Annotated in this window: 19 protein-coding genes and 1 riboswitch; of the genes, 11 read left to right on the forward strand and 8 right to left on the reverse strand. The window is 57.3% G+C overall.

The genetic code is table 11. The features are described 5' to 3' along the window. Window positions 1–1,703: 1,703 nt before the first annotated feature. The 4 genes from IC50_RS33805 to IC50_RS33815 all read right to left on the reverse strand — a co-directional run bounded on the left by IC50_RS33805 (window position 1,704) and on the right by IC50_RS33815 (window position 5,023). Window positions 1,704–2,447, reverse strand: coding sequence for a carbonic anhydrase (locus tag IC50_RS33805; RefSeq protein WP_028144320.1), 744 nt, complete (start codon window positions 2,445–2,447; stop codon window positions 1,704–1,706). A gap of 8 nt (window positions 2,448–2,455) precedes the next feature. Beyond that, window positions 2,456–3,172, reverse strand: a complete 717-nt coding sequence (locus tag IC50_RS33810) for a thermonuclease family protein (RefSeq protein ID WP_028144319.1) — start codon at window positions 3,170–3,172, stop codon at window positions 2,456–2,458. 220 nt (window positions 3,173–3,392) lie between these two features. Continuing rightward, the gene (locus IC50_RS41710; protein ID WP_131233174.1) at window positions 3,393–3,743 is read right to left on the reverse strand and encodes a hypothetical protein; all 351 of its coding nucleotides are present in this window, start codon (window positions 3,741–3,743) and stop codon (window positions 3,393–3,395) included. A 554-nt stretch (window positions 3,744–4,297) separates the two neighbouring features. Then, on the reverse strand, window positions 4,298–5,023 hold the full coding sequence (locus IC50_RS33815; RefSeq protein ID WP_224516888.1) for a nodulate formation efficiency C protein: 726 nt from the start codon (window positions 5,021–5,023) through the stop codon (window positions 4,298–4,300). A gap of 1,008 nt (window positions 5,024–6,031) precedes the next feature. Continuing rightward, window positions 6,032–6,233, forward strand: a riboswitch (cobalamin riboswitch). A gap of 101 nt (window positions 6,234–6,334) precedes the next feature. Between IC50_RS33815 and metE the strand changes: the two genes are divergently transcribed. The 5 genes from metE (at window position 6,335) to IC50_RS33840 (ending at window position 14,449) form a co-directional block, all read left to right on the forward strand. After that, a complete protein-coding gene (gene metE, locus IC50_RS33820) occupies window positions 6,335–8,680 on the forward strand; it encodes a 5-methyltetrahydropteroyltriglutamate--homocysteine S-methyltransferase (RefSeq protein ID WP_035715551.1) in 2,346 nt (781 codons plus the stop codon). Between the two features lie 2,043 nt (window positions 8,681–10,723). Then, window positions 10,724–10,930: a hypothetical protein gene (locus tag IC50_RS39600; RefSeq protein ID WP_026312600.1), complete on the forward strand. Its 207-nt coding sequence runs from the start codon at window positions 10,724–10,726 to the stop codon at window positions 10,928–10,930. Between the two features lie 157 nt (window positions 10,931–11,087). After that, on the forward strand, window positions 11,088–11,210 hold the full coding sequence (locus tag IC50_RS43815; RefSeq protein ID WP_256379475.1) for a hypothetical protein: 123 nt from the start codon (window positions 11,088–11,090) through the stop codon (window positions 11,208–11,210). 2,474 nt (window positions 11,211–13,684) lie between these two features. Beyond that, window positions 13,685–13,870, forward strand: coding sequence for a hypothetical protein (locus IC50_RS39610; protein WP_076829490.1), 186 nt, complete (start codon window positions 13,685–13,687; stop codon window positions 13,868–13,870). 285 nt (window positions 13,871–14,155) lie between these two features. Continuing rightward, complete coding sequence (locus IC50_RS33840) at window positions 14,156–14,449, forward strand: hypothetical protein (RefSeq protein WP_272481446.1); 294 nt, start codon at window positions 14,156–14,158, stop codon at window positions 14,447–14,449. 1,201 nt (window positions 14,450–15,650) lie between these two features. On the opposite strand, the gene IC50_RS33850 is transcribed toward IC50_RS33840, so the two are convergent. From IC50_RS33850 to IC50_RS33865, 4 genes are all read right to left on the reverse strand, one after another. Then, entirely contained in the window at window positions 15,651–16,247 is a 597-nt protein-coding gene (locus IC50_RS33850; RefSeq protein WP_014497769.1) for an anthranilate synthase component II, read from the reverse strand. After that, complete coding sequence (pabB, locus tag IC50_RS33855; protein ID WP_035715558.1) at window positions 16,244–17,638, reverse strand: aminodeoxychorismate synthase component I; 1,395 nt, start codon at window positions 17,636–17,638, stop codon at window positions 16,244–16,246. Before pabB ends, IC50_RS33850 begins: the two co-directional genes overlap by 4 nt. A 153-nt stretch (window positions 17,639–17,791) precedes the next feature. Next, the gene (locus IC50_RS33860) at window positions 17,792–18,109 is read right to left on the reverse strand and encodes a Dabb family protein (RefSeq protein WP_011084888.1); all 318 of its coding nucleotides are present in this window, start codon (window positions 18,107–18,109) and stop codon (window positions 17,792–17,794) included. 135 nt (window positions 18,110–18,244) lie between these two features. Further along, window positions 18,245–18,880, reverse strand: a complete 636-nt coding sequence (locus IC50_RS33865; RefSeq protein WP_011084889.1) for a GntR family transcriptional regulator — start codon at window positions 18,878–18,880, stop codon at window positions 18,245–18,247. A 114-nt stretch (window positions 18,881–18,994) separates the two neighbouring features. On the opposite strand from IC50_RS33865, the gene bioB reads away from it, so the two are divergent. The 6 genes from bioB to panB form a co-directional block, all read left to right on the forward strand. Then, window positions 18,995–19,990 (forward strand): biotin synthase BioB, encoded by a 996-nt coding sequence (gene bioB, locus IC50_RS33870; RefSeq protein WP_011084890.1) that lies wholly within the window; start codon window positions 18,995–18,997, stop codon window positions 19,988–19,990. A 49-nt stretch (window positions 19,991–20,039) separates the two neighbouring features. Next, window positions 20,040–20,393, forward strand: a complete 354-nt coding sequence (gene panD, locus IC50_RS33875; protein WP_028144145.1) for an aspartate 1-decarboxylase — start codon at window positions 20,040–20,042, stop codon at window positions 20,391–20,393. A gap of 76 nt (window positions 20,394–20,469) precedes the next feature. Then, the gene (locus IC50_RS33880) at window positions 20,470–21,624 is read left to right on the forward strand and encodes an 8-amino-7-oxononanoate synthase (protein ID WP_011084892.1); all 1,155 of its coding nucleotides are present in this window, start codon (window positions 20,470–20,472) and stop codon (window positions 21,622–21,624) included. Further along, window positions 21,621–22,256 carry a dethiobiotin synthase gene (bioD, locus tag IC50_RS33885; RefSeq protein WP_011084893.1) on the forward strand — a complete coding sequence of 212 codons (636 nt, stop codon included), beginning with the start codon at window positions 21,621–21,623 and terminating at the stop codon, window positions 22,254–22,256. The genes IC50_RS33880 and bioD overlap by 4 nt, the downstream gene beginning before the upstream one ends. Continuing rightward, entirely contained in the window at window positions 22,253–23,518 is a 1,266-nt protein-coding gene (locus IC50_RS33890; protein ID WP_011084894.1) for an adenosylmethionine--8-amino-7-oxononanoate transaminase, read from the forward strand. Before bioD ends, IC50_RS33890 begins: the two co-directional genes overlap by 4 nt. Window positions 23,519–24,764: 1,246 nt before the next feature. Next, window positions 24,765–25,592: 3-methyl-2-oxobutanoate hydroxymethyltransferase (gene panB / locus IC50_RS33905; protein WP_035715562.1), on the forward strand; the 828-nt coding region annotated here is incomplete at its 3' end.

The following is a 25,592-nucleotide window of genomic DNA, read 5'->3' on the forward strand; positions in this document are numbered from 1 at the left end:
ATATCGGCCGTCGTTGCCGGACTGGGTCTCCGGCGGTTGATCGGGGCATGCGATGTCATGTCCTCTCCATGGACGTGTGCTCACACGTCGGACAAGCCGGGTCGAACCAAGTGTGGAGTTCCTGAGTTATGCTCGGGAGAGCGCTCAAGCCTGCGACTTAGTTTTCATCGTTCCAGCAATCGGCGTGCCATTAAGCATGTCTGCCGGCCTTGTCCGAATCTCGCGAGATCATTCCGCCGCGCGGTGCCAGCACATGCTCGTGAATTTCGTGTATACTTTCCGCCAATGTCATTGACTCAACAAACCGCAAGCAAAACGACAGAAGCGGACCTCGTTCGCCGACCGGCCAGATTCAACGTTAATGCCAAAATTAGCACCCGCTCCGATCTCCCGATGCCACCAACAGCCCAATAGCCGTTCGTGCGACTGCGGGTGAGCGCCTGGTTAGAAGCGGACCTCCAGACAGCTGGTGTTCAGCAAACGCACGGAGCTCAAGACGCTGAATTACGCGATCAAATCTGTTCGAGGTGACTGCAAGAGTACCCGGCTCATGCAAGCAAAGACAAGGCGCTTCGAAGAGGCCCCGGGGAGCTTAGGAGGCTCGTTGCAGCACACGAGCTGTCTACCTTCTGTCCTACAGGACTCAAGAAATTCGGGCAGAATTCTGACCTGTCGACCCCTTTTGCAGCCGCCGGCGCCTCCATCTTCGGCGGTTTTCCAATGCTTCCGATTTTGGCCGAGCTTGCCAAATTCGCGCAGCATGCCCGCACTACGAGCGTTGCAACTGATGAGGGATCCACGTTCTGAAGCTAGTCTTCTGTTTCCTACTGAGCGACGCCGTGGTTGAAGAGCTTGCTTGCCAAGTCGATCGGTTGCCAGATGATTTCTGGCTGGCAGACGGTGCGCAACACTTGAATCATTGTTCTGGTATTCGCCTGGGCTGACAAATCTGGCACAATTTACTGTGTCCGCAGCAACTAACAACCTGATGGGCTTCGCGTACACACTATGCAATCTGCAAGCTGCCAGTTTCGTCTCGTATCGACCTCGTTATGGAGGACGGATAGTAAATTGTGCAAGTGGGCGGGTCGTGCGATTGTGCGCAATATCAGGCAGTGCATGCGAGATCGTGGTGAAAACAACCATGCTTTCAACGGCATCATCATTGCGGGCCGGGTCCCTTGGCGGCGAACGAGACTATCTAACGAATGATGGATGCGGCTGGCCTACTGGCGCGGGTGGCATGTTCGTTTACAGACCGGGCGGCCAGTCCTGCTGGTTGTTCTATGTGATCTGCAGCCCTGGCTGAGCTTGGTGATAAAGCAACACCATTCATGGCGTGCTCGATCGGAGCCAGAAGATCTCAGGATCGTCGCCGGCTCTGGAGTTCACAGCCAGGCAATGCGCTTTATCGCGATCTGCTGCCGGAACCACGCTATTGGGTTTGCAACTCAATATGGAGGCATGAACGCTGTCGGACGCGTTAGGTGCGTTTTTTGATGCTCGCCGCGTGTTGCTAGCATGAGTACGTAGAACATAAGCAGAATCAAGACGCCACGCATACCGAAGCACTTCCCGAGTTGATCATTTATTGTGGAGCGGATGGTATCCGGGGCATTTGTCGCAGACGATGGACCAAACAGCGGAGCGGAAGGGCCGTATCGCACGGCAGATGATTTGCCTCGGGTGTGAATGTGCTAGTGTCAGCTGACAATATCGACCTTACCGTTGTCGATCCGATACAGGGCCCCGACGACTTTCAGCCGGTTCTGCTCGACTGCAGCCTTCAGAATAGGGCCCGTCGATCTGAGTTTGTTGACATTGTCGATCACATTGTTTCGGGTTGCGCGGGCGGATGTATCGCCGGCCTGCCCTAGAGATGCGTTCACGGCGGGAGCAAGTGCGGTCACCAGGGCTGAAATGTGCCCTGGCGGCGGCTTATCTTGATGGAGCGACTTGATCGTAGCGTCTATCGCGCCGCAATGATCGTGGCCTAGTACGAGGATTAGCGGCGTGTTCAGTACTGCGACCGCATATTCCATACTGGCGAGTGTATCATCATTAGCGAAGTTGCCGGCGACGCGGCAGACAAACAAATCACCTAGCCCGCTGTCGAACACAAATTCGGGCGCCACGCGAGAGTCGGCGCAGCTCAGAACCGCCGCATATGGATTTTGGCCTTCGACCAAAGCCGAACGCTCGCGCCTAAGATCGTCGGCTCGTGATGCACCCTGGACATAACGTTCGTTTCCCATCAGCAGCCGCTTCAGGGCAGCATCTGGCGACAGCAGGTTATCTGGCTTGGGCGTGCTTTTTGCTTCCTTCGCATCGGCGATCTTATTGCCGAATCGCAGGAAAACTGTCGACGCAGCAAACAACAACAGCGAACGGCGCGAACGCGCGGTCCTGGTTAAATGGTACATATTTGGAGAATTGGCTGCATGCATGTGTCGCCTCAACGCACGGCCTTACGCCACCCGGTGGCTTCGGCTTCCGCTTCGCTACAAAACCAGCGTTCGCTACGCTTCTTCGTCATGTCGATTAGTTCGTAGCTGGCTTGCCCTGGCAGGTGATAGATCCGCTCGCCGCTGCGCTCGACAGTGCCTTTTATCAGGCACTCGGGGGACGGCGGTTCCGACAGCAGGACGGATCCGAGCAGTACTTCCTGCGCGTCGATCGGAACCGACCACGCGCCGACGATAATCGTGCCCTTATTGCGGCGAGGCCAGTCCCAGGGAGCGATGAACGCTCCCGACCACAGTCCCGTATGGGCTGTGCTTGCCGCCAACTCATAGACAGCGTGAGATGGAGCAGTCGATAGTGCCCAGCCCGAGCGTACCATCCAGACGTTCACATTCTCGCCTTCGATGAAGCAGTTACCGAGGGCTCGTCTGTACTCATCGACTCTCTGGGTATGACAATCCCAGGTTCGCCCATTTGAATGCTTGATAAGCTCGTCGCGAGCAGCTACGCCGCAGGCCCATTTCCGGCCCTCGGCGTCGAGACAAATCTGGTCCGTCTCAGGAGCTTCGATGCCTGAGAGCCGAACGTTGGTTTTGTCGATCTCGATCGTATTGCCGTCGAGGATGCGCGGAGCACCGCTGAACGTCGCGGCGCAGACCGGAGATGTGACGAGAGCGAGCAATGCGAACATAATTCCGCGGTTCTTCATCCCGACAACAACCTTTCGCTCCTGATCCACGTTTCACGCACGACACGGTGCCGATACATTCGACTGCTTGACAGCGTTACGTCCGTTATTCCGCCGGCATTTCCGACGCGCTTTATGAGGGCTTCGCCGGAACGCGAACCTACGGCCTGACGCTGCGTAAGGATCAAGTGATTTCTTTGGGGCGTGCGGCGCTATTCTTCGAGCATCAGCGGCTCTCTCACTAGGACCGCGCTTTACTCTCTCCACCTGAGGGGAGATCCTCGCGGGCGGCGCCGAACTGGCGATGCTGAACAAACCCGAACCCCGGAACGTTGTCTTTGCAAAAAAAAGTGGCCGACGATGAAGCGCTGGCTCGCGCTGGAGTCAGGCGTGGAGCATCAACCTTGGTCTGGTTGGCGACGGTTTCCATCGGCAAAATGGCCGCTGCCAACGGTTCTGCAATGAAATTTCGCACTTCACACGAAAAGATGTGAAAAAGATCGGTCTGGCTTTCTCTGACCGATTTAGAAGAAGACGCAATGGAGTTCAGGGTAGACGCCCGCGCATAACTTAACCTTCTTACGCCCGGCAAGATTGATCGTTGATGTCGACCTGGGCAGGTGGAGCAGAGTTAAACAGGCGTTTTCCATGCTTCGAAATCTGGATCGATGACATGCAGACGAATGGGTGCCAGCTAAGCTAGGGTCGAGCCAGTCTGGTCCTCGACGTTTTCTTGCGTACGGCCCCTGAGCTTCCCGGCCTGCGCGCTCGGAAATGCGCAAGCGCTCAGCGGTATGCCGGGTCGCTACCGGTGAACGTCTCCCGGTAACTTCCTCGCCGGTTTCGTCTCACACCCAGTTCCTGGTGCCTTCGACGTTGCTATACTCACGCACAGTGGTGTCCTCACACCGGCTGGAGTGAAGGCGGGAAAACCACATCTCGCAAGCTCGTGCGCGCCGCTGACACTAGGCGGAACAAACGCAATCGCGCGGCCGACCTTCTTGCGACGGGCCGGACTGCTGCGAGAAAGGCACCCGGACCGTTGCGGAAGCTAAAACAAAGCAAGTGCCGAGCGCGTATGTCTTGCAGTCGGTCCGAGGCACTGGGCCATGGAGGAACTGCGGCGCGATGTTGCTCTGCGGCAGTTTACTCGGGCCTTCGCTCTCCTAAGTCTTCCTCTTCATTTGGCTCGGTGCGTTGGAACCAGGAGCCAGGGGCAAATTTCGCGATGCGCTTGGCAAAGGAGGATTGTGGCTCCCAATCCTGTCCTTCTCTCTTTTCGAAAGTGATGACCCCGTTGTGTGCAAAATAACGTGGTCCTTGGATACTACAATTCACCAAGAGCAGAACGCGCCACACGTCACCCGTCTCGGCCGGTTTGCCATTCCGCTTCGGTAAGTAGTCCACTCCAACTGGTTCAATGATAGTACAGCGGCCCTGCCGCAGAAGATCGCCGAGCCGGCCTTGCGGGGTGGCCACGAAGTTGAAGTTGGCCGGATCATGCAGAAAGCGAAGATTTGCGTCCCTTTCGCCATCTGCGACTTCACTGGCGATCAGGGAGAGCGCCAGGGCGCGCCAGCCCAATTCCATCGGCTTCGCATAAGTCGACGCAAGTTCAAACGTGCCGTCGAGGGCGATCTTCCAGGTGATAACGTACTGTTCGTCCGATTTGTTGTCCCGGTGTCTGGTCCACGAAACGAAAATAAAGTCGTTTTGGCCAAGTTCAATAACGCCCCACATTTGAGGCACGAACTGTGCCACCTTCGAGACATTGGAGATAATTTGTTCTATCGTCTCACCATCTTGCGCTCGCCAAGTTGACTTCAATCGTTCGACAAGGGGGCTGTCGCTGGCCCGAATATTATTGCTCATGGCAGCCGGCCAGGCGAGGCAGATTAAAAATCCGACCAAGCAAAGCCATAGCGCGGGTCTTCCAGACATTCTCTTCATAACCCTCGGCCTATCGCGTTTCATCCAAACATCTTGTAAAGCAGGCAACCTCGAACCTGCTATGAGCCATCGCAAGAAGTTTACGGGATGCGACGTGGCACCCGCTGGCTGTCCCGCGCGATCAGGCGCTCCCTGTATGTCATGCGCAGCTAACTTCCCCGACAGCGACTGCGTCAGTTGGCTGAGCTGGACCTGCCCAGCAGGAGGAGACTGGGCATGCCGAGGGTCTGCATTCTTCGTGCCAGGCAATAGGCGGAAATTTTCACAGAGTTTGTGTCGCTCTTGTCGACTTTCTGACCTTTGCACGTTTTCGGTGTTCCTATTCAGTGTATCCGCCGCAGCTTGTGCATCCTTGTCCCGCACCGGATATTTAGCAGAAGAGTTGAACGCCTCGATGCCGGATGCCTGATGGACGGAAGTGCGTTTGCCGCTATTGAGCTGTGTGGTTCGCTATCGTGCCGCCGGCGTTCGAGCTGCATGATTGCCAGCGGCACCAAGCCGGCTTGATCCCGGCTTTGAAGTCTGGGTGGCACGCAAATCAACCCCTCGCCTCGTATGTTGCTAAATTCCGCCACGTGCCTTGGCCTATTCGCTGCAGATCCTTTAGTTGAGAGAATAGCTGGCTAGCCGAGGTGCTGGGCGAAACTCTGGAAATCGCAAGGCCGCATCGAAAGCATTCTGATAGAAACGTCGGTACTCCCGCCGGAAGGCTGCTTCTGTCCCTTTCATCGATCTAGCGTGCGGCTCCGCCTCAAGGCAGCTCCGGATGCTATTCCGGTATCTGAGAAGGATATGTCTGATTATGACATCTCTGATTAGAGAATGTTTCTGGATGGTGGTAAGTCACAGAGATGCACGGTCATTCGGCTAGCAGATGTCGCAGATTAGCTTGCACATAATCTGAGAGGTTGACGGAAGAGTTCTCGTGCCGATAATCCAAGTCGTCGAGGTTCTCCGGTTCCCATTGATCCGGAGCTAAGAGGGAAGCCGGTGCAAATGCCGGCGCTGCCCCCGCAACTGTAAGTGGCGAGCCGCTGTCCAACGATGTCACTGAAGCCTGCACGGCTTCGGGAAGGCCGGACAGCAGCGATGACCAGCAAGCCAGGAGACCGGCCCCGACAATATATTGGTCCACGGGCGGGGTGTCTCGGTGGTACGCCAAGCAGCCGTCGCACGCGCGACTTCTCCTGCCTGCGTCCGCCATGGCCTTTGTCCCCAACAGGGGTTAACGCGATGTCTCCTCTCTCTCTTCCAGTTGCTACGCTCGGAACGCCACGCATCGGCCCAAGGCGTGAGCTCAAGCTCGCTCTAGAAAGCTACTGGTCTGGAAAGATTAGTGAACAGCAGTTGTACGAAGACGCATCCGGCCTACGCGCAGCGAACTGGGCTCGTCAAAAATCGCTCGGCGTCACGATCATTCCGTCAAACGACTTCTCGCTGTATGATCAGGTGCTTGATACAAGTGTCATGGTTGGCGCCATCCCGGAGATCTACGCCTCGAGCGGAGAATCCGTTTCGCTCCAGACGTACTTCGCCATGGCCCGCGGATCGCAATGCGGCGATCAGGATGCGAGTTGCGACCAGAGTACGCGGGGATCTGGCGTGCCCGCGCAGGAAATGACCAAGTGGTTCGATACCAACTACCACTACATGGTTCCCGAGTTTTACCGGGGACAGGCGTTCAGACTGTGCTCTCGCAAACCCGTCGAAGAGTATGAGGAAGCCAGGGCTCTTGGCTTTCAGACCCGCCCTGTCCTGATCGGGCCGGTCACATTTTTAAAGCTCGGCAAGAGTACCGATAGCGCGTTCCAGCCCCTCTCTCTCCTCGATGATCTGATACCTGTCTATATCGACCTTCTGCATGAATTAGCCAAACGAGGGGCAAGTTGGGTTCAGTTTGATGAGCCCTGCCTGGTCGTTGATCTGGATGAGGCGGCGCGACAATCGTTGCTGCACGCCTATAACCGGTTCGCAAAGGAGGGACCCGCTATCAAGATCATGCTTGCGAGCTATTTCGGCGCCCTAGGCGACAATCTGGATACTGCCTTGAGCCTGCCAATTTCCGGTCTGCACGTCGATTTGGTTCGAGCGCCAGAACTATTGGATCAGATCATTGCTGACGGCCGAAGTGATCTCGTCATGTCGCTCGGTGTCATCGACGGCCGCAATGTGTGGCGGTCGAACTTGCCGTCGCTCCGTCAGCGGCTGAAGCCCTCGATTGCGAAGCTTGGCAGGCACCGTGTACAGCTCGCTCCGTCCTGCTCGCTGCTTCACGTGCCGGTCGATGTTGAACTCGAGACCGGGCTCGCGTCCGACGTCAAGAGCTGGCTTGCTTTCTCGGTTCAGAAGATGCGTGAGCTTGCGATCCTGGCGCGGGTACTCGCAGGCGACCAGAATGTTGGGCTAGCTCTTGCCGAGTCGGAATGCGCCGCGACTGCCCGCCGGACCTCGCCGAAGATCCATAATGCCAACGTCGCTGTCCGAATGAGGGCGATCGATCAGACGATGCGCCAGCGCGCCACCCCGTTTGCCCGTCGTTCCGAGATCCAAAGGGAACGCTTTGGACTGCCGGCTTTTCCTACCACGACGATAGGATCGTTTCCGCAGACCGCAGCGGTGCGAAATGCTCGCGCGGCGCATGCGCGAGGTGCGATGAGCGAGGAGCAATACGACAGGTTCCTCAAAGAGGAGATAGCCCGCGCCGTACGTTGGCAGGAGGACATCGGTCTTGACGTCCTCGTGCATGGCGAATTCGAGCGTAATGACATGGTGCAGTACTTCAGCGAGCAACTCGCCGGCTTCGCATTTACAAGGAACGGATGGGTTCAGTCCTATGGTTCGCGCTGCGTTAGGCCCCCGATCCTGTTTGGCGATGTAGTGCGGCCGAAGCCGATCACCGTGGAATGGTGGCGCTACGCGCAATCACTAACTGGTAAGCCGATGAAGGCGATGTTGACCGGACCGGTGACGATCCTGAACTGGTCGTTTGTTCGCGATGATATTCCTAGAAGCGAGGTCTGCCGTCAGCTTGCGCTCGCGATGCGCGATGAAGTCCGCGATCTCGAGAATGCCGGTGCAGCCATAATACAGATCGACGAAGCTGCACTCCGCGAAGGATTGCCATTGCGCCGGTCGGACTGGAAGGCATATCTCGATTGGGCCGGAGATTGCTTCCGCCTCTGCTCATCGGGCGTTACCGATCAAACGCAAATCCATACACATATGTGCTACTCAGAGTTTAACGACATCATCGGTGCGATCGCTGCAATGGATGCGGATGTCATTTCAATCGAGACGTCGCGATCGAAAATGGAGCTACTGGATGCGTTCAGGAAGTACGAATATCCAAATCAAATCGGACCGGGCGTGTACGACATTCACTCTCCACGCGTCCCCGAGACGGGCGAAATGAAGGAGCTGATGGTGCTAGCTCGGACGCGTTTGCAGGATTCGCAGCTTTGGGTCAATCCGGACTGCGGCCTAAAAACGCGCAAATGGGAGGAGGTTCGGCCGGCGCTCACCAACATGGTCGCTGCCGCGCGCGAACTGCGCGCTGCATCCGATCCGCAAATCGGTTGATCCCGAGCTCCGGTCTGTTCTCAACAAAGCTAACTCGGTTGTGGTGATTTGCGCTTTCCACAATATCGAGGCTACCATTGCCGCCGACATGATGCCCGGTCCACTTCGTGGACCGGGGAAGGTACGGTCTCGGAGAAAAGACGGTGACGCGTTGCGCTAGTTTCGTTGGCCGGGGTAGAATTGCCAGCTGCTCGATCACGGCGACAACATTCGCCGAAAATCTGCAACCCATGTAAGCAGAAGTGTATTGCAGCTAATCATGCCGTGGTACGCGGCCGTATAGGTTGAGATTTGGAAATTTACGCCGAGATTTGTCGCTCATGGGCACGTTGGCAACGGCCGCGACAGCAATGAGAAAACTAATGCTTGACGGACACCGCAAGGCACTCGGCGCGGATTCGGTCCGCTCGGAGATGCCGTCAGGCTCCCTCATTCGATCCACGAGATAGTTTCAGAAGAGAGGACGGCGAAGGCAGTCCGTACGCCAACTCACACCAATCCATTTGGGATAACGGCGCTATCCGGGCCACATACGCCAATGCGTCGGCCGCACCGCGATTTGCTCTCCGGTATTCGCGTTGATCCATCCGCCGAAGATCCGGCGGCAAGGAAAGACCACCCGGTGAATTGAATTACCCTCGATCACGGCAATCTCCAGATCCTGATCGAAGGGCGGCGCCTTTCCAAGCTGCTCCCATGTCAGATCATTAGATCCTGGCCGGTGTTCATAGCTGCGGGGTGACAAATTCAGATACCTTGTTAACACTGCGCACATCGCTTGGGTTCTGCGCGGACAGGCCGACGCCGATATCGTTCGGACGACCCGCGTCTCGATCGCGTCAGCCGCGGCGGAGGGATATCGGCTTTGCGCTGTTGTGACGGAACATGATCCGCTCGCGAACTGAAATATTTGGATCTGCGCCAGGAAACGACATCTGAGCTTTTGTCGAATTGATTTGGATCAGCTCAAGGCCTCGGCCATTGATATTTGTAGATGTGCTGCACCAGTTTTACTGGACTGCAGCTCCAGTAATCCGGCCCGGGCAGGGTAAATGGTCCGGCCGTCTGTCATGTCACGTCCTTTGTTGGTGAGACACATCTCCTTGTCCTCCGGCGTCATCGTGTTGGTTGTGTGTGGGTGGCCTTCCTCACGCGCGCATTTAGATGGGCGTAGCTTCGCTCTGAGCGCATAGCAGGGCCGTCCCGCAGGCCGATAAAGTAGATGCCATCGCAAGTCGGCGCAATTTATCATGTGGCCGGTCATTGGCTCGCCGCGCGGCTGCGGCTGCGTCTGGCAGCAGTCCTAGGAACGGCCGCGGGTACCCGGGCATGAAAGCATCATGGGCGTCAAGCATTTCTGTCTGCCGTGCGTCTGACCTTACTAGAAGACCACTTCTATCAGAGGCAGCCGCTGCATCATTGATGCTTGTCAAAAAGTTGTGCGCGTCCGGGATCGGTGGCTCGTGACCGCTACCAGCCGCAGACGCCTGTCGACATGCTCCGAACTCGCGCTTCAGCGAGCGCCTCGCGTTCTCTGCAACAGACCAGCGCCTTGATTTGAGGCGCAACTCACGCCCATGGCTAAGACAACATTTTCGCCATTGCTCCGTGCACGCCGATGGTCATTGATGCTTCGCCTTTCATTCGGTAGCCTTGCCGGCGCTGATCCTGACCTTAAGCTCTGGCGCTGAAGTCCTGGACCGGGCTTATCGAAACGTGGGCTAGGACAAGTGTAATGATCGGCTTCTGCAATCGCGTCTTCAGGTGGACCGCCGATGCAAGTTCGGGGTTCTCGGCGTCATTGCCCAGCGATCGCTTGCGCGCGTAGCCCGCCGGCGCATGGCAGAAATCAGCCCGCGATAAGCCTGCACTTGCGGCAGTCGTTCACAAGACTATCGCGGACAGCTCGTAAAGTTCACGGCGGACTTTCGGCCTATCTTCGGAGGATCGGACAGACCTCTTGGGATGCTCCTTGAGGCAAATCAAATACTCCCCGCGCGAATGGCAGAATAGTGGATAAGCAAACCACACGAAGAGAGGGGCATGCCTTCATTTAGCGTCCGGTTTATGAAGATCGTTTGCGACGATGCCGGCGGCGAGCATCGTGCGTGCCAGGCAGCATTTAAGGTCGATGCCGCCTCGCTGAGTGCTGCAGCTCAGCAGGCGGAGACCGATTTCTGCCGGCAAAGGCGAGTCCGCGATTGGACAATCTTCGCCGATGTTTTGGAGCTTCGAACACCGCCTGCATGAGCCAATCCGTCCACATCGCCTTTCGAGCATTCCGTGAGGACGAGCTCTCCTGAGTTAGCAAGGGCGTCGCACTTTCCCCCACGGAAGTTTAAGGTCTTCAACACCGGCCAATGCTCTCAGTTCACGCCCGTGACATTCACCGGCGTCCTCGCCAGTCATGGCATTCATCTGCATGGGCGGCTATGGCGTCGGGCGCGACGACGTGTTCGTCGAGCATGCCTACGACATTGTGTCCGGCGTCCGCGTTTCGATCGGACGAGACTTTGCCCTTTTACAGTGACCGGCGTCCACTTCGAACCTTGGCAGCGGTGCTCCGGATCAGCCTTACTTCCGCCCGCTGCCACTCCGTGCGGTAGCCTTACTGTGGCAAGCGTTCCAATTGTACAATTTGCGCTACGCCGCCGGCAGCCGTATATGGAATCCCGAAGGGACGGCAAATACGTTATCCGCCGTGGCGAACCTCAGGGCAGATAGGTTGAATTCGTGGTGTAGAGCACCTATCCGGCAATGGTGTAGAGCGCATCTGACCAGCCGGCCAAAGCGGGATCATCCCAGTGGGTAGAGAACAGACGATCTCGCTGCTAGGAGGTAAGCGTGACCTTGAATTCGTACGATGAGTGGTCGAGATTGAAGGAAGTCGTAGCGGGTACGGCCACCAATTATGCGGCTCACGATCGCGAACTCTCTTTCGATCTATTCTTTTATGGCAATCTTAAGATCCGCTCGGAGTGGCCACCTAGATAGACTCTCCGCCTCGTTTGAAGTGGACATTGTCGGGTGCCCTCTCCGTGCGCCGTAAGTCGGGACGTGCACACGCTCACATCTGGCGGCACCATTGTGCACGTGACCGTCTTCCCGTATCAGGACGGGAGCTTTTGAATGTCATTTGATCGTCCAGTGACTTAAAGGCAACTGTTGCTTCGATGACAGCCGATCTACGCTTGTGCAAAAAAGAGCCACCACATGTTCGATATCTATTTGAACCAAAGAAACGATCTTTTGGTCGTGCCGAGAGGCTTTGCGATCCCCGCGGAATTGGGCGGGAATTGGAAACGAAAGAAGCGGGCGGTTCGTTCGGTGAGCGATGTCATTCATCAGGATGTACAACGGCGTGGCTACTACCGACGTCGTTTGATCTCAAGTCGGTCGAAGTCGGCAGTCAAGACCACCTCACGCTCCTAGTCAACGCAGCTATCTAATGCTGAACCGTTCTTCGGAAGATTCTTGGCGGGATGCAGTCGAAAGCGTTGCTTACCGCGGCGACGGCAGGCGGGTGTCGTGCAATCGGATTTAGGAGGAAGCTCTCTTTTGAAAAGCGGCTCGCAGCTCTGGAGCTTACCTCAAAATATGTAATATGGGCTTCCTTAAGTCGATGGCGTGCGCGAGTTTTCAGTTGTCGATACTGAAGAGACTTGCCGGCCAGCCGCACGGTCTGGCGAGTATCGAAGTCGTTAAGCAGCATTTGGCTATCTATTGTAGCAGCGGCCCGGAGTGGACGGGTCGTATGAAGCGGACTGCGAGCCGCGCGCCCCAACTCGATGTTTTCGGCCAAAAGCTGATCGAGCGGAAGGCCGGGTGCTGGATTATCACCGAGGAGGGAAGAGAATAGCTTGAGGCGCTCGAAAACTTAGATCGGGGTACTATGCAGGCGCAGGTTGAGCGAGAGTTCGCGCAAGAGCCGAAAGCTGAGGTGCCGCTCCCTTTGTTTTCTCGGCTGGAAGCGAACGCGGGCAGAAAGCGTCCCACGGCATGCGGTTGAGCCCACGTAAACCGATTTCGACGTGGAGGACAGCCGCTTAAACCCTTGCTGGTGGTGATGTAGTTCGACTGGATCGCGAAGTTCAATCTAGAAACAGTGTCGTTGTAATGTTGTAATCAGTGTTGTGGAGTCGTTAAACGCGACCGAAGATATTGACCTGAGGGACGAAGGATTTGGCCTCTTCGTGCACATCAGTGTCGTCGAGACGGTCGGCTAAACTGATTTCCCGGAAGGCATCCGGGTCAGATGCGGGAACAGGGCCAAGAACCCATGTGTTGGTTGGCGAAGGTAGCCGACGAGGGTCTCTGCCCGTCTTTAAGCGTTCTACCGCCTGTGGTGTCCTGATCGGCGGTGGACGCCAGTCGTGCTGGATTTTCAGCAAATTTCTTATCCCGAAAAGTTGGCATGATGATCTTGCACTGGAATTGAGGGCATCACTGGCAGTGGGCTGCACGCGGAGAACGAGCTCGACATATCAGCATTTTGGATGTGAGGTCGGCGCGCGTGAACTTCACCAATAACCTACCACTTCAGTCGAGGCCATCAAGCGGCGGCGCTCTTTGCGCGAGTTGAATACGTCAAGAAGCGAACTTGACAAAGAGCGCGTGATCAAAGCTGAGCGGGCCTTGTGATCATTCTCGTCAGCCACCTCTCTCTTAGCAATATCGCGGAGGCTGAAACACAACATCCTTCCGTTCTCTGTCCGCACCTCCTTAGTGGGATCCGTTCATCTCTATTGCGATTTGGCTCGCTTATTCGAGAGCGTGTTGGTTGTTTAGCTCCGCATATAAAGGCGTCGATTGGAACGCTATCAGAACGCGACGTGCGTATGAAGTTTACAATTGCGCAGCTGCAACAGTGCAGACACCTCGCTTCGGAAGACATGCCCAAGATTATACCTGGCGCGATTCCGTATAATATTTGTCTAATTTTTTACGGTCGTCGCGCCGAAAAAACTATGTTACAAGCCGCTCCCCTAAGAAGGAGCATTCATCGTGAAGAAAGCAACCAAGAAACGCGTTAAGCGGCGCGAATGGACGAAGGCAGATATCAAGGAGCTCAAAGTCCACTCGAAGGCCAGGACCCCCGTGATAAAAATAGCAAAGATGACCAAACGCAGTGTCGGTGCGCTTCGCCAGAAGGCCTTGAATCTTGGAATCGGACTCGGACATCAGCGATAGCTTGGGCCGCGCTGGTACTTGCACGGTAGGGCGGCTCGCAGGCCGCCCTCAGTGCCATAGAAGGTTCTGTAGCAAATTGGCTTTGCCGATCCGCGCTGAGGGGGTTTTTTGGATGGCGTTTCAATGTGGCGGTGGGCCTCCAGCATCCTCATTGATGGGCTTTGTTAGAAAGTGTTGGTCTCAAAGGTTATGTCCGGTCGTGATTCATAATCGGCATTGAACACATTGTTTTGCTCGTAGCCCTACCAAGGATCTTCCACATGAACGTTCGAGGAGATGCAAACCGTGACCGATCTGGTCGGTGCCGAGCTTTTGCTGGAACTCGGATATGAGCAGGAACTGCTGCATGCCCAGAAAGCCGGAGTTCTAGACAGGGGACGGGAGGTAACTGAACTCTATCGCCGTATATTCCGCACCTGGTGGGATATGCGAAGTACCAATGCGGGAGGATTGCCCGGCTCATCTCACGCTGGAGAGCCGGTCCACACTGCTTTGAACATTTCGGAGAACCGAGACGTGTCTATCGAGATGTTGCGAGGGGAGGTCGCGCGGCTTGAGCAGATCCTCAGCATCTCCTAAGATGCTGAATGCTTGTGGCGATGGTGCCGTCTGGCAAACTTGCTTCCTTTTGGCCCCCGCTCGTCGGCGAACACCTTCGGCGTACGCCCGCACCTTCGCATCGCGAGGCAACTCTGTCACGAGCATGCGCCATCCTGAGCTACGAAGCCCCGCCGCGTGTTCGGGTCATGCTTCGTTCCGCCTTTCCTGGTTGATCGCCATGAAGGCAGCCATGGGCGTAGCCGAAAAGGAAGCGGAGCTCATACTTAGCAAGCGACAAAGAGTGATCACTTGATGATCCGCTCTGGTCAACCGCTGGCGTGCTCGACCGCGCCCGTAGACCATGTCGGACGCGAGCTCGCATCAACGAGCCGGCCTGCAGAGGAGAGAGCAGAACAAGTACGAAGTGCGACTGTCGTCCAACCAGAGTGCCTCATCGGCGAGGTAGTTGTGCGCACCGAGCGCTGGGATGCCGGCAAATCCTGCTCGCCGCCCACGCGTTGGACCGCCGTAAAGCCGCACGCTCACCGCCGCCACGATCGCTCGGTGAGACGTCCCGCGGCGAAGCGGCGTTAAGTAACTGAGATGCTGAAAGCCCAGGAATCGCTTCCAAGATAAATGCGCGCAACTTAATTGGACCTGGCTCGACGTACTCCCAGCAAATCGAGGCGACATGCGGAGTCACACGGCCGCTCGCCGAAAGGTGTCGAACTGATTCTTGCTCGCCCAGCATCCAAGATCGCTGGATCGCCATCAAGTGTGGCTCGGCGCAGGCTGCCAAGGCCGCTCTGCCTCGCGCGCTTTGCTTGTCACCTGAGCATAGGGACGTCCTTTTATGGATCCAATCAGGGCAGCAGAAGACAGCCGATGAAATTGCCGAGCTCAATCGCAACGTCGATGCGCAGCAAGCCGAGCTAAGGCGGATCTCGGATCAGATCGCAACCCTGACCCAAAGAATCGAGGGGCTGCAGAATCCGGCGCCTGTTGCTTCTCCTGCTCCTGCTGCTTCTTTGCCCCCCGCGCGCACCACATCCAAGCCGGCCAAGAGAGACGTCCGGCCCTCGAAACCGCAGGGGCTGGTTTCCGTCGGAGGCGGGCCGCTGACTGCAGAGCCAAGCACGGAACAGCGCGGATTACCACAAAATGCCTGCCATATGAGGCTTCGCCTTCCAACCACGTCGAAAACCGACGGTCCACCATCTTGATTGGCAGGCCGAGCCTCTCATTGCTCCGCGCGGTTTCGGAAATCCTGTGCGAGTCGCAAGAAGTTCTTAAGCAGGACGTGCCCCTGTGAGGTAAGTATCGACTCGGGATGGAACTGGACCCCATAGGTGGGATAATAGCCGTGCGTGAGGGCCATGATCTCGCCTTCCTCCGAACGCGCTGTCACTACGAGGTTCTGCGCACATGACTGATCAAGCGCGACGATAAGAGAATGGTAGCGTCCGACGTCAAGCGGGGTTGGCAGTCCCTTGAATAACCCTCGGCCGTCATGCGCAACGTATGAGCGCCGACCGTGCATGGGCCGACGCGCACGCGCCACCCGTCCTCCGAAAACGCTTGCAATACACTGATGTCCAAGGCAGATGCCGAGAATTGGTACGCGTCCTGAAAGTTCGCGAACCACTGCTGTCGATATTCCTGCCTCAGTTGGGGTGCAGGGGCCGGGCGATATGACCACCGCGCGCGGGTTGAGACCAACGAGCTCGCTGATGCTGATAGCGTCGTTTCGGATCACTTCCGTTGCTTCACTGAGCTTGTGGAAATAGCGGGCAATATTGAACACGAAGGAATCGTAATTATCGACGATGACAATCAAAATGCACCAGCTGGTTCAGTACCAAATGCATCAAACATTCGCTCTGCCTTGGTGAGCGTTTCCTCGTATTCGGCCTCGGGCTTCGACAGGGCCGTTATACCGCTGCCCGCATGAAACACAGCCAGGTCGCCGTCGATCGTGACAGTGCGGATCGCAATACTGGTGTCCATGTGCCCGTTGAAGCCGATGAAGCCGATCGCCCCACAATAGACCTCTCGCGCTATGCGCTCGATTTCTGTAATAATTTCCATCGACCGCGGCTTTGGCGCTCCCGTAATGGAGCCGCCGGGAAAGCAAGCGCGGAGCAGGCTAACGGCGTCTTCGTCTCCGGCAAGTTTCCCCGTAACGATCGACACGAGATGGTGCACCGAGGCATAGGACTCGAGATTGCATAGGGCCGGAACCCCGACCGAATGCGCAGTGCAAACGCGTGACAGATCGTTACGCAAAAGGTCGACAATCATCGTGTTCTCGGCCTGATCCTTTTCGGAAGCGAGGAGAGCAGCCGCACGGCGGTGGTCTTCCTTGGGATCAGGCGAACGCGCTATCGTGCCCTTGATGGGGCGTGTCTCGACTTGTCGCCCCTCAAGTTTCAGGAATCGTTCCGGCGAACTTGATGCGATGGTCAGCTTTCCCCATCGCAGCAGGGCCGCAAAAGGCGCCGGATTCAATGATCGTAGCTGGCAATAGAAGGCGAGCGGATCAAACGAGGTCGACAGGCGGGTGCTGAAACGCTGCGCAATATTTGTCTGGAACACGTCACCCGCGAGAATCAAGTCGATCACGCGTTGTACCGCCGCAATGTAGCCGTCGCGGCTGAAGTTCGAGCGCCACGCGCCCGCTTTGCTGGGACAACCCTTCTGTGGCGCGTTTGGACCGGCAAGCAATGCTGCAAACTCGTCGGCTCGACGAAGCGCTCGTTCGCTCCGTCGCACGCGATCCTGCTCCGGCCATCCGGTCGAGACGATCCAGCATTTGTTATCCCGGTGGTCGAAGCTGATGACCACGTCATAGAAATGCAGGATGGATTGGGGCAAACCCAGACCGGCAATTGGCGGGGCAGACAATCGCTCCAATGTCCTGTTCATGTCGTAGGCAAGGTAGCCTGCCGCTCCTCCCTGGAATGGCGGGAGATCGGGACGATGCTCTTGCGGGTACTTCGCGAGTAGCGTGCGAAGGACCTTCCATGGATCGGCCTCGAGAGTCAGTCCGTTCCAACTGGCTTGGCCGTTCGCGACCCTGTAGGTGCTGAAGGGGTCGCACGTTAGATATGAGTAGCGCCCAAGCAGCTCGTGCCTTGCTGCGCTATCGAGAAACGTGAGATGCGATCGATGCCCAAGACGTCGCATCGCTGTGACAGGTTCAACCCACTGCAACTCGCGAACGTACATCGGGTTATCGGTCACAGGCGGCTGACGTCGTGAAAGTGCCGTTCCATCTGTTGCCCCACCGATGAGAATGACTCTTATCTGTGCTGGGCCGAAACATGAGGCCCATTGCCAAGTTACGCCGGCGGCGGACTTTTTGCTGCGACAGCACCAGGATCATCCTGCCGTGGAGGCGAAAGGGGTATCTGTTGATACATCGTAGTCGGCCGCGAACCGCAGCTCGCGGAGCGGTCGGACCCGTTTAATCGATTCCTGGTAGAGATCGTGCGCTTTGTACGCTGCGAGCTCTGTCTCGCTGTCGAACTCACCATAGACCACGATGTCGATATCGTTGCCGAGCTGATCGGTCTTGCGGTTACGGGCAACCTCAAGCCGGCGCGCATGCGGTATCGTGCTGAGAAGCGAAAGACCTTCGATGATCTGGTGGATATGCGCCTCGTCCTTGGCGCTGAAGAAAACGATGTGACGAATCATGGCCGTCCGTGGAGATGTCGCTAGCGGGTGCCATAACTATCTGGGAATAGATTCGGTTGCAATGAGGCTAGTCGCTTGCCGCATGATCGTCGCTTGCAACCGTCGGCGATCTGCAATGGAGCTTGCCAGATTTGCTCAGGACGCCGGAAGGGCAAGTCGCTCAATGGTTTGAATGTGCCGCGTGAGCAGGTTACAGGCGTGATCGACGTTGCGCGTTCGCAGGGCTTGCAGAATCAGGCGGTGATCTTGATTGGAGCGCGGTCGCCAGCCCACCGATCGCGCCATCGCGAACACCAATCGAGAATTGGCAAGCTGCAATCCATCGAGGCTCGCGAGCAGACGCGGCATTCCGCACGGCGCGACCAAGGCTTGGTGAAAGGCGCGGTTGGCCATCTCAAACTCCTCGATCGTCTTTGCATTGTCTCCTTCGATTAGGGCGAGCTCGATTTGAGCCAAATGAGCTGTTGTCAGTCTTGGCCCCGAATGGCGCAATGCCACCACCTCGAGCGCGGCGCGCATTTCGGCGATCTCCTTCACTGAACGGGTATCGAGCGGGGCAACCCGAACACCGCGACGCGGCACAGCGACAACAAGATGTTGTGCCTGCAGGTGCCGAAAGGCCTCGCGCACGGGGACGTGGCTGGAATTGAATTCTCGTGCAACGTGATCCTGACGGAGTGGTGCGCCTGGCGCTAAGGCGCCGCTGATAATGCGCTCAGCGATTGAGTCCGCGATGCGCGCGACCATCGTCATGTTGTCAGCAGTGATCATAGATTATCTACCGCAATAATCGGTGCATTTGCGAGGCAGCTCGATTAGCATCTCTTCGAGGGCGATGACTATAGATAATTCACGCGATTATCTACAACTGAGCGAGATTGGGTTATGGATGCTGCTGTGCAAGTCCAACGAAAGAAAGCTAGCAACGGGGCGCAGGTTCGTAATCATTGGAACGTCGAAGAGGCTAAGGCGCTCTACGACCTTCCTTTTGCCGACCTGATGCTTCAGGCGCAGCGCGCTCATCGCAAGAACTTCGATCCAAACCACGTCGAAACTGCGAGCCTGCTCAGCATCAAGACCGGCGGCTGTCCGGAGGACTGCGGCTACTGCTCGCAAAGCGCGCATTACGCGACCGGCCTGAAAGCGACCCGTCTGATGCGTTGCGCCGATGTGGTTGCGACCGCACAGCGCGCGAAGGATGCCGGCGCTACGCGCTTCTGCATGGCCGCGGCCTGGCGCACGCCAAAAGATCGCGATCTTGATTCCGTCTGCGACATGGTCAACGCGGTCAAAGGTCTCGGCATGGAAACGTGTGTCACGCTCGGCACGCTGACACCGAAGCATGCCGCGCGCCTCGCCGAGGCCGGCCTTGACTTCTACAATCACAACGTCGACACATCGCCCGAGTTTTACAGCAAGATCATCACCACCCGCAGCCTCCAGGACCGCATCGATACGCTGGCGCATGTGCGCGATGCCGGCATCAAGATCTGCTGCGGCGGGATTATCGGCATGGGCGAGCGCGTCGAGGACCGCCTAGGTATGCTCGTGTTGCTCGCCAATCTTCCCAACTATCCCGAAAGCGTGCCGATCAACCTGTGGAACAAGATTGAGGGCGTACCGGTGGAAGACACCGCGGAGCCTCCCGATCCGATCGCGCTGGTCCGGCTGCTGGCGACCGCGCGGGTCATGATGCCGAGGAGTGTGGTTCGCTTGTCCGCCGGGCGGCAATACATGACCGATGAATTGCAGGCGCTTTGCTTCTTGGCCGGCGCAAATTCAATCTTCGTCGGCGACGTGCTCTTGACCACCAATAACCCGAAAGTTGATCGCGACGCGGATCTGCTGGCCCGGCTCGGCATCACGTCCGGGCTCGCCTGACGGAAGCAGCGCGCCCAATATGTTGCCCCTACACCAGCCTAGGTGAGAAATGCAGATAACTTTGATGAAGGGCAAAATCCATCGCGCCTCAGTGACCGAAGCTGATCTGCACTATGAAGGCTCGATCTCGATAGATCGTACGCTCCTGGAGGCAGCAGGAATGGTGATCAACGAGCGCGTCGAAATCTACAATGTAGAAACAGGGACGCGCTTTGCCACCTACGTGATCGAGGCGCCGCCGATGTCTGGTACGATGAGCCTGAACGGTGCGGCTGCCCGACTGGTGATGCCCGGAGACAAGATCATTATCGTTGCATATGCCTCATTCGATGAGGCCGAAGCAAAGAAGTTCAAGCCACGCGTTGTGCGTGTGGACCGAGATAATCGCATCCTGGCAAGTTGAACCTAACGGGCCATCCTTCCTTCTTAAACGGCCAACGCATCTTTTGCGTGATTTGATGCGATCCTCGGAGTGATGAATGCGGTCGATCCAGACAGCAAGACTTAGTCCCTACGTCGCAGCGTTGAATGCCTTGAACGAAGATAAACGGCTGCGCTGCCTCAAGCCGCGCGTGGGGATCGATTTCGCATCGAACGACTATCTGGCGCTCGGGAACGCCTCGCGCATCAAAAAGGCGATGGTCGCCGCGCTCGAGGCGGGCACTCCGGTTGGAGCCGGCGGGTCGCGGCTTCTGCGCGGCAATTGCGAGGAGCATGAACGGCTCGAAACAGAAGCGGCTCAGTTCTTTGGCGCGGAGGCAGCGCTTTTCTTTGGAGGCGGCTACATCGCAAATTTTGCCCTCCTGACAACGCTCCCGCAGCGCGGCGATCTGCTCGTTCTCGATTCGCTCGTGCACGCCAGTATTCACGAGGGGGCGCGGGCCGGTCGCGCAGAGTGTCGAATTCACGCGCACAATGATCCCCAGTCAGTCGAAGACGCAATTCGCGCCTGGCGAAACAAAGGTGGAGCGGGCCGCGTGTGGATTGTGGCCGAAAGTCTCTACAGTATGGATGGCGACTTCGCTCCACTCGAAGAGCTAGTGGCAATCGCCGATCGCCAAGACGCGTTTCTGATCGTGGACGAGGCACATGCCACAGGCGCTTACGGGCATCAAGGACGAGGGCTCACGGCCCCTTATGACAAGCGCGAAAATCTCATCGTCGTTCATACCTGCGGCAAAGCGCTCGGTGCGGCGGGCGCACTTGTTACGGCCTCCGGCATCTTGCGCGATTTCATGGTCAACCGCTGCCGTCCGTTTATTTTTGCCACCGCCCCATCACCATTGATGGCCGTTGCCGTTCGAGAGGCACTCCTCACCCTGCAGAAAGAGCCGGAGCGGCAGCAACGGCTGGCCAAACTCGTTGCGTTCGCGCATCGGCAGATCACCTCGCTTGGTTTGCGCACACCATCGACCTCTCAGATCGTGCCCTACATCGTAGGTGACAATGCTCATGCAATGCGACTTGCCTCTGCTCTGCAGGCGCGCGGCTTCGATATCCGCGGAATTCGGCCGCCAACCGTCCCTGCAGGCACCGCCCGCTTGCGAATTTCGTTGACACTCAATGTTGGCGAAGCGGACGTGCGCGCGATGCTCGATGCGCTGGTTGAGGTGACGAGGGGCTCGTTTCGATGAATAAACGGATCGTCGTGACTGGTACGGACACCGGGGTCGGCAAAACGGTATTCTCCGCAGGGCTCGCCGGGCTTCTCGGCGCGAATTACTGGAAGCCGGTCCAGGCTGGACTCGAACAAGAGATCGACTCCGAGTGCATCCGCCGCCTCGGTGGCCTCTCGTCCGATCGGATTGTCCCGGAGCTCTATCGACTTCGGACGCCCGCGTCGCCCCATCACTCAGCGGAGATCGACGGCGTTCGCATAGATACAGAGACGCTTGGACTGCCGGACAGCGGCGAGCGGCGACTCGTGATCGAAGGCGCCGGCGGACTCATGGTGCCGCTGACAGCGCGCACGCTTTACATCGACATCTTCGAGCGCTGGCAGCTTCCCGTCGTGCTTTGCGCAAGGACGGGACTGGGCACAATCAATCACTCCCTGCTCTCCATAGAGGCTCTGCGGAAGCGTCAGATTCGAATCCTTGGGATTGCGTTCATTGGCGAAAGAAACGCCGAAACTGAAAGCGCGGTTTGCGAGATCGGGAGAGTGCGTTGGTTGGGACGGCTCCCGTGGCTTGTTCCCCTCACAAACGATAGGCTGCAGGCCGCTTTCAAAGACTCCTTTGTTAGCAGCGATTTCCTGAACCTATGAAGACAGCTAAGAGGTCGCCGATCTGGCATCCGTTCACGCAGCATGCTCTACAGCGGGATATGACGAAGGTGGTCCGGGGAGAAGGGGCCTATCTCTACACCGAAGATGGCCGACGCCTTATCGATGCAATCTCCTCCTGGTGGGTCGTGACCCACGGCCATTGCCATCCATGCATCGTGAACGCGATCCGAGAACAGGCAGGCAAGCTCAACCAGGTCATCTTCGCCGGATACACTCACGACCCGGCTGAGCAGGTTGCGACGGAACTATTGAAGGTCACCTCCCCAGCGCTCGAACATGTGTTCTTCTCCGATAGCGGGTCCACCAGCGTCGAAGTCGCGCTGAAAATGGCGCTCGGCTACTGGCGCAATACCGGAAGAGAGCGAACCAAAATTGTGGTGATGCAGCACTCGTACCATGGCGACACGATCGGGGCGATGTCGGTAGGTAGCCGAGGCATCTTCAATGCGGCCTACGGGGCGCTGATGTTCGAGGTGACCTCGATTCCGTTCCCGGCAAGAGATTGTGAGCAAAGAGCTCTCGATGCGCTTGAAAACGCGTGTCGAAACGAACATCCCGCAGCCTTTATCGTGGAGCCCCTGATATTGGGTGCCGGTGGAATGCTGATGTATTCGCCCTCGGTGCTAAGAGAGATGAAGCGGATTTGCGAAGCCTTTGACGTCCTGTTCATTGCGGACGAGGTCATGACAGGCTGGGGCCGGACGGGTACCTTGTTTGCGTGTGAGCAGGCCGATGTCACGCCCGATATTGCTTGCTATTCGAAAGGCCTCACGGCTGGGGCGCTGCCGCTCGCCGTCACACTGTGTCGTGCCGATATTTTCGATGCGCATTATTCTGAAGATCGCACGCGTACGTTTTTTCATTCGAGCTCATATACGGCCAATCCAGTGGCCTGTGCCGCCGCCAAGGCTAATCTGGACCTATGGCAGGATCAGGAGTATCGCTGGCGGCTGGCATCCTTGGCGAGGATGCAAGAACAGGCACTCGCGCCGTTCCGCCTCGATTCACGGTTCGCAAACGTGCGGCGCACAGGAACAGTCACAGCGGTTGAACTCAACACGCGCGATGCTGGCTATCTGGCGGACATCGGTCCGAGGCTTTTGGCTTTCTTCCAAGCGCGGGATCTGCTGTTACGCCCACTCGGTAACACGATCTACGTGATGCCGCCTTACTGCGTTACGGCGGCCGATCTTGATGAAATCTATACTGCCATCCGCGACGCTGCTGACTTGCTGATGTGAGATGCACGAGACTGTGCGATCGTCTGCAGTGACAGGATCTTGGAAGGGAAAGTGCCCGTATTGCTGCTTTTGATAGTGCAACGAGGATGCAGCCCCCAACTTAAGCGCTCCCGATCCAACTGCCGCAGTAATTCTGCGGGCTAGTCATGCAAGGCGCAGCATTTGACCGAAATGTCGAGCGAATTGCGTAAATCACGATAGAGAAATCAATTATCTTGACCAAATTCTCGGCGAGGCTATCTGCGGAAAGTACTGCTTCGCGAGGCAGCCGCACATCAGAGTCAAGGCTCTTGATGGCTGCAACAACCAGGAAGACGGACCGCCGGGCGGGCCGCACCTTCGGTGCGCGCGTGGTGCTGTGGTCAGAGGGCAGCGGGGCTTCCTAGGTAAATGTCTGACAGGAGGCGAGAATGCACATTGGCTTCCGTAATTCCCTCGACCATTCAGCCACTTGCTGCGCGATATGCGGCGGAAAGTTTGGGCTGATCCGCCATTACTGCTGGCGAACGGCTCTTTGCTCGAAGAGATGCGTCAACCGCTTCAAGGCGCGGCGGGAGGCCGATCAGAAATGGCTTCGTTGGCTTCGAGCGGCTTAGGAATGGACTGAGTTGTGCCGGTACGGCCCTGGTCAGAGAATTCGAGTGGCCCTCTAGAGCACGTGGAAATCGAGTGACAGAAACATCGGCAAAAATAATCGACTTCACGGCCTACAGGGCCAGCAGGCTGGCGCGGTCTGAGCGCGTTCGCGACGACATCTACTCGACCGCGACTCTCGCTGCGCTTACGGCGGCCTGTCACCTTTGGACGTTCCTGGCCTGCCATCCGTTTGCTTTGCTCGGTGCGCAGGCGCCGAAGCAGGAGTCTCACGAGTCCCCCTAGCGGGCAGACACGGAGATGTGCCCTAAAGACGAAGTCCCCACTGCGCGCATCTGCGCTCGGTCCGGTCGCCGTCACCGTTTGGAGAGACTGCAATCAGCCCAGAAACGCGTGCAGATGGTGGCTCGTCGCGAGCGCCGCTCCTCGATTGAGGGCGCGGCTGGCATAGCCGCTGAAACTGCACGTGAAGACGAGCCATCGGGTGGTGAAATGGATGAGGAAGGTCTTGTCTCATGGTTGCGCGACCATTGGACTGTTTTTGCGCTGTTCCCCAGTTCTAGACAACTGGGATCTCCATCCTCCATGCCATTGACAGGTTTCTCCCGCGTTCTCTAGGAAGCGCCGACGGTGTGTGCGGAGCGGATTCAAAATGAGCCACAGTTCAGAGCAGCCTCTAGAGCGTGTCACGATTCCGGCACTGCAGCAGTGGAAGGATAAAGGACGGCGTGTCGTGATGACCACCGCCTACGATGCGGTTGCGGCGCGCATCGCGGATCCCATTGTCGATATCATCCTGGTCGGCGATAGCGTTGGAAACGTCTGCCTGGGATTCGACAACACGCTGCCCGTCAGCGTGGCCATGATGAATCATCACCTGGAGGCTGTTGCGCGCACGAGGCCTCATGCCTTGCTTGTGGCCGACATGCCCTTTCTCAGCTTTCATGTCGGTTCTGAGGATACGATTCGCAATGCAGGAGGTTTTTTACAGCGTGGCGCCGATGCTGTGAAACTCGAGGGTGGTGCCAAACGCATCGAGATGGTACGCGCCTTGGTCGATTGCGACATTCCTGTGATGGGACATCTCGGTCTGACCCCGCAGAGCGTCAACGTCATGGGTGGATTCAAAGTGCAGGGAAGGACAACAGATACCGCCTTGCGGTTGCTCGATGACGCGCACCGTCTGCAGGAAGCCGGTTGCTTCGCGCTTGTCCTGGAGGGCATTCCTGCCGAGCTCGCGGCGCGAGCGACCGAATCTCTCACGATACCCACCATCGGGATCGGAGCAGGAGCCGATTGCTCGGGCCAAGTGCTCGTGTTTCATGATGTCTTGGGGCTAACCGAAGGCCATCGCCCCAAATTCGTTCGTGCCTATACAAATGGATTCCAGTTGTTCCAGGAGGCGCTGTCGCGCTGGGCTGCCGATATCCGCAAAGGGGCGTTCCCGGGCTCAGAGGAGTGCTATCGGCTTTCTTATCAG

The organism is Bradyrhizobium genomosp. I (2014) (assembly GCF_000261685.1).
In the GTDB taxonomy this organism is placed as follows: domain Bacteria; phylum Pseudomonadota; class Alphaproteobacteria; order Rhizobiales; family Xanthobacteraceae; genus Bradyrhizobium.

Bases quoted from the DNA above. Each gene is read 5' to 3' on its own strand.
- IC50_RS33805 (WP_028144320.1), bottom strand. From the start codon at position 2,447: ATGCATGCAGCCAATTCTCCAAATATGTACCATTTAACCAGGACCGCG.
- IC50_RS33810 (WP_028144319.1), bottom strand. From the start codon at position 3,172: ATGAAGAACCGCGGAATTATGTTCGCATTGCTCGCTCTCGTCACATCT.
- IC50_RS33815 (WP_224516888.1), bottom strand. From the start codon at position 5,023: ATGAGCAATAATATTCGGGCCAGCGACAGCCCCCTTGTCGAACGATTG.
- metE (WP_035715551.1), top strand. From the start codon at position 6,335: ATGTCTCCTCTCTCTCTTCCAGTTGCTACGCTCGGAACGCCACGCATC.
- IC50_RS39600 (WP_026312600.1), top strand. From the start codon at position 10,724: ATGCCTTCATTTAGCGTCCGGTTTATGAAGATCGTTTGCGACGATGCC.
- IC50_RS43815 (WP_256379475.1), top strand. From the start codon at position 11,088: ATGGCATTCATCTGCATGGGCGGCTATGGCGTCGGGCGCGACGACGTG.
- pabB (WP_035715558.1), bottom strand. From the start codon at position 17,638: ATGTACGTTCGCGAGTTGCAGTGGGTTGAACCTGTCACAGCGATGCGA.
- IC50_RS33860 (WP_011084888.1), bottom strand. From the start codon at position 18,109: ATGATTCGTCACATCGTTTTCTTCAGCGCCAAGGACGAGGCGCATATC.
- IC50_RS33865 (WP_011084889.1), bottom strand. From the start codon at position 18,880: ATGATCACTGCTGACAACATGACGATGGTCGCGCGCATCGCGGACTCA.
- bioB (WP_011084890.1), top strand. From the start codon at position 18,995: ATGGATGCTGCTGTGCAAGTCCAACGAAAGAAAGCTAGCAACGGGGCG.
- panD (WP_028144145.1), top strand. From the start codon at position 20,040: ATGCAGATAACTTTGATGAAGGGCAAAATCCATCGCGCCTCAGTGACC.
- IC50_RS33880 (WP_011084892.1), top strand. From the start codon at position 20,470: ATGCGGTCGATCCAGACAGCAAGACTTAGTCCCTACGTCGCAGCGTTG.
- bioD (WP_011084893.1), top strand. From the start codon at position 21,621: ATGAATAAACGGATCGTCGTGACTGGTACGGACACCGGGGTCGGCAAA.
- IC50_RS33890 (WP_011084894.1), top strand. From the start codon at position 22,253: ATGAAGACAGCTAAGAGGTCGCCGATCTGGCATCCGTTCACGCAGCAT.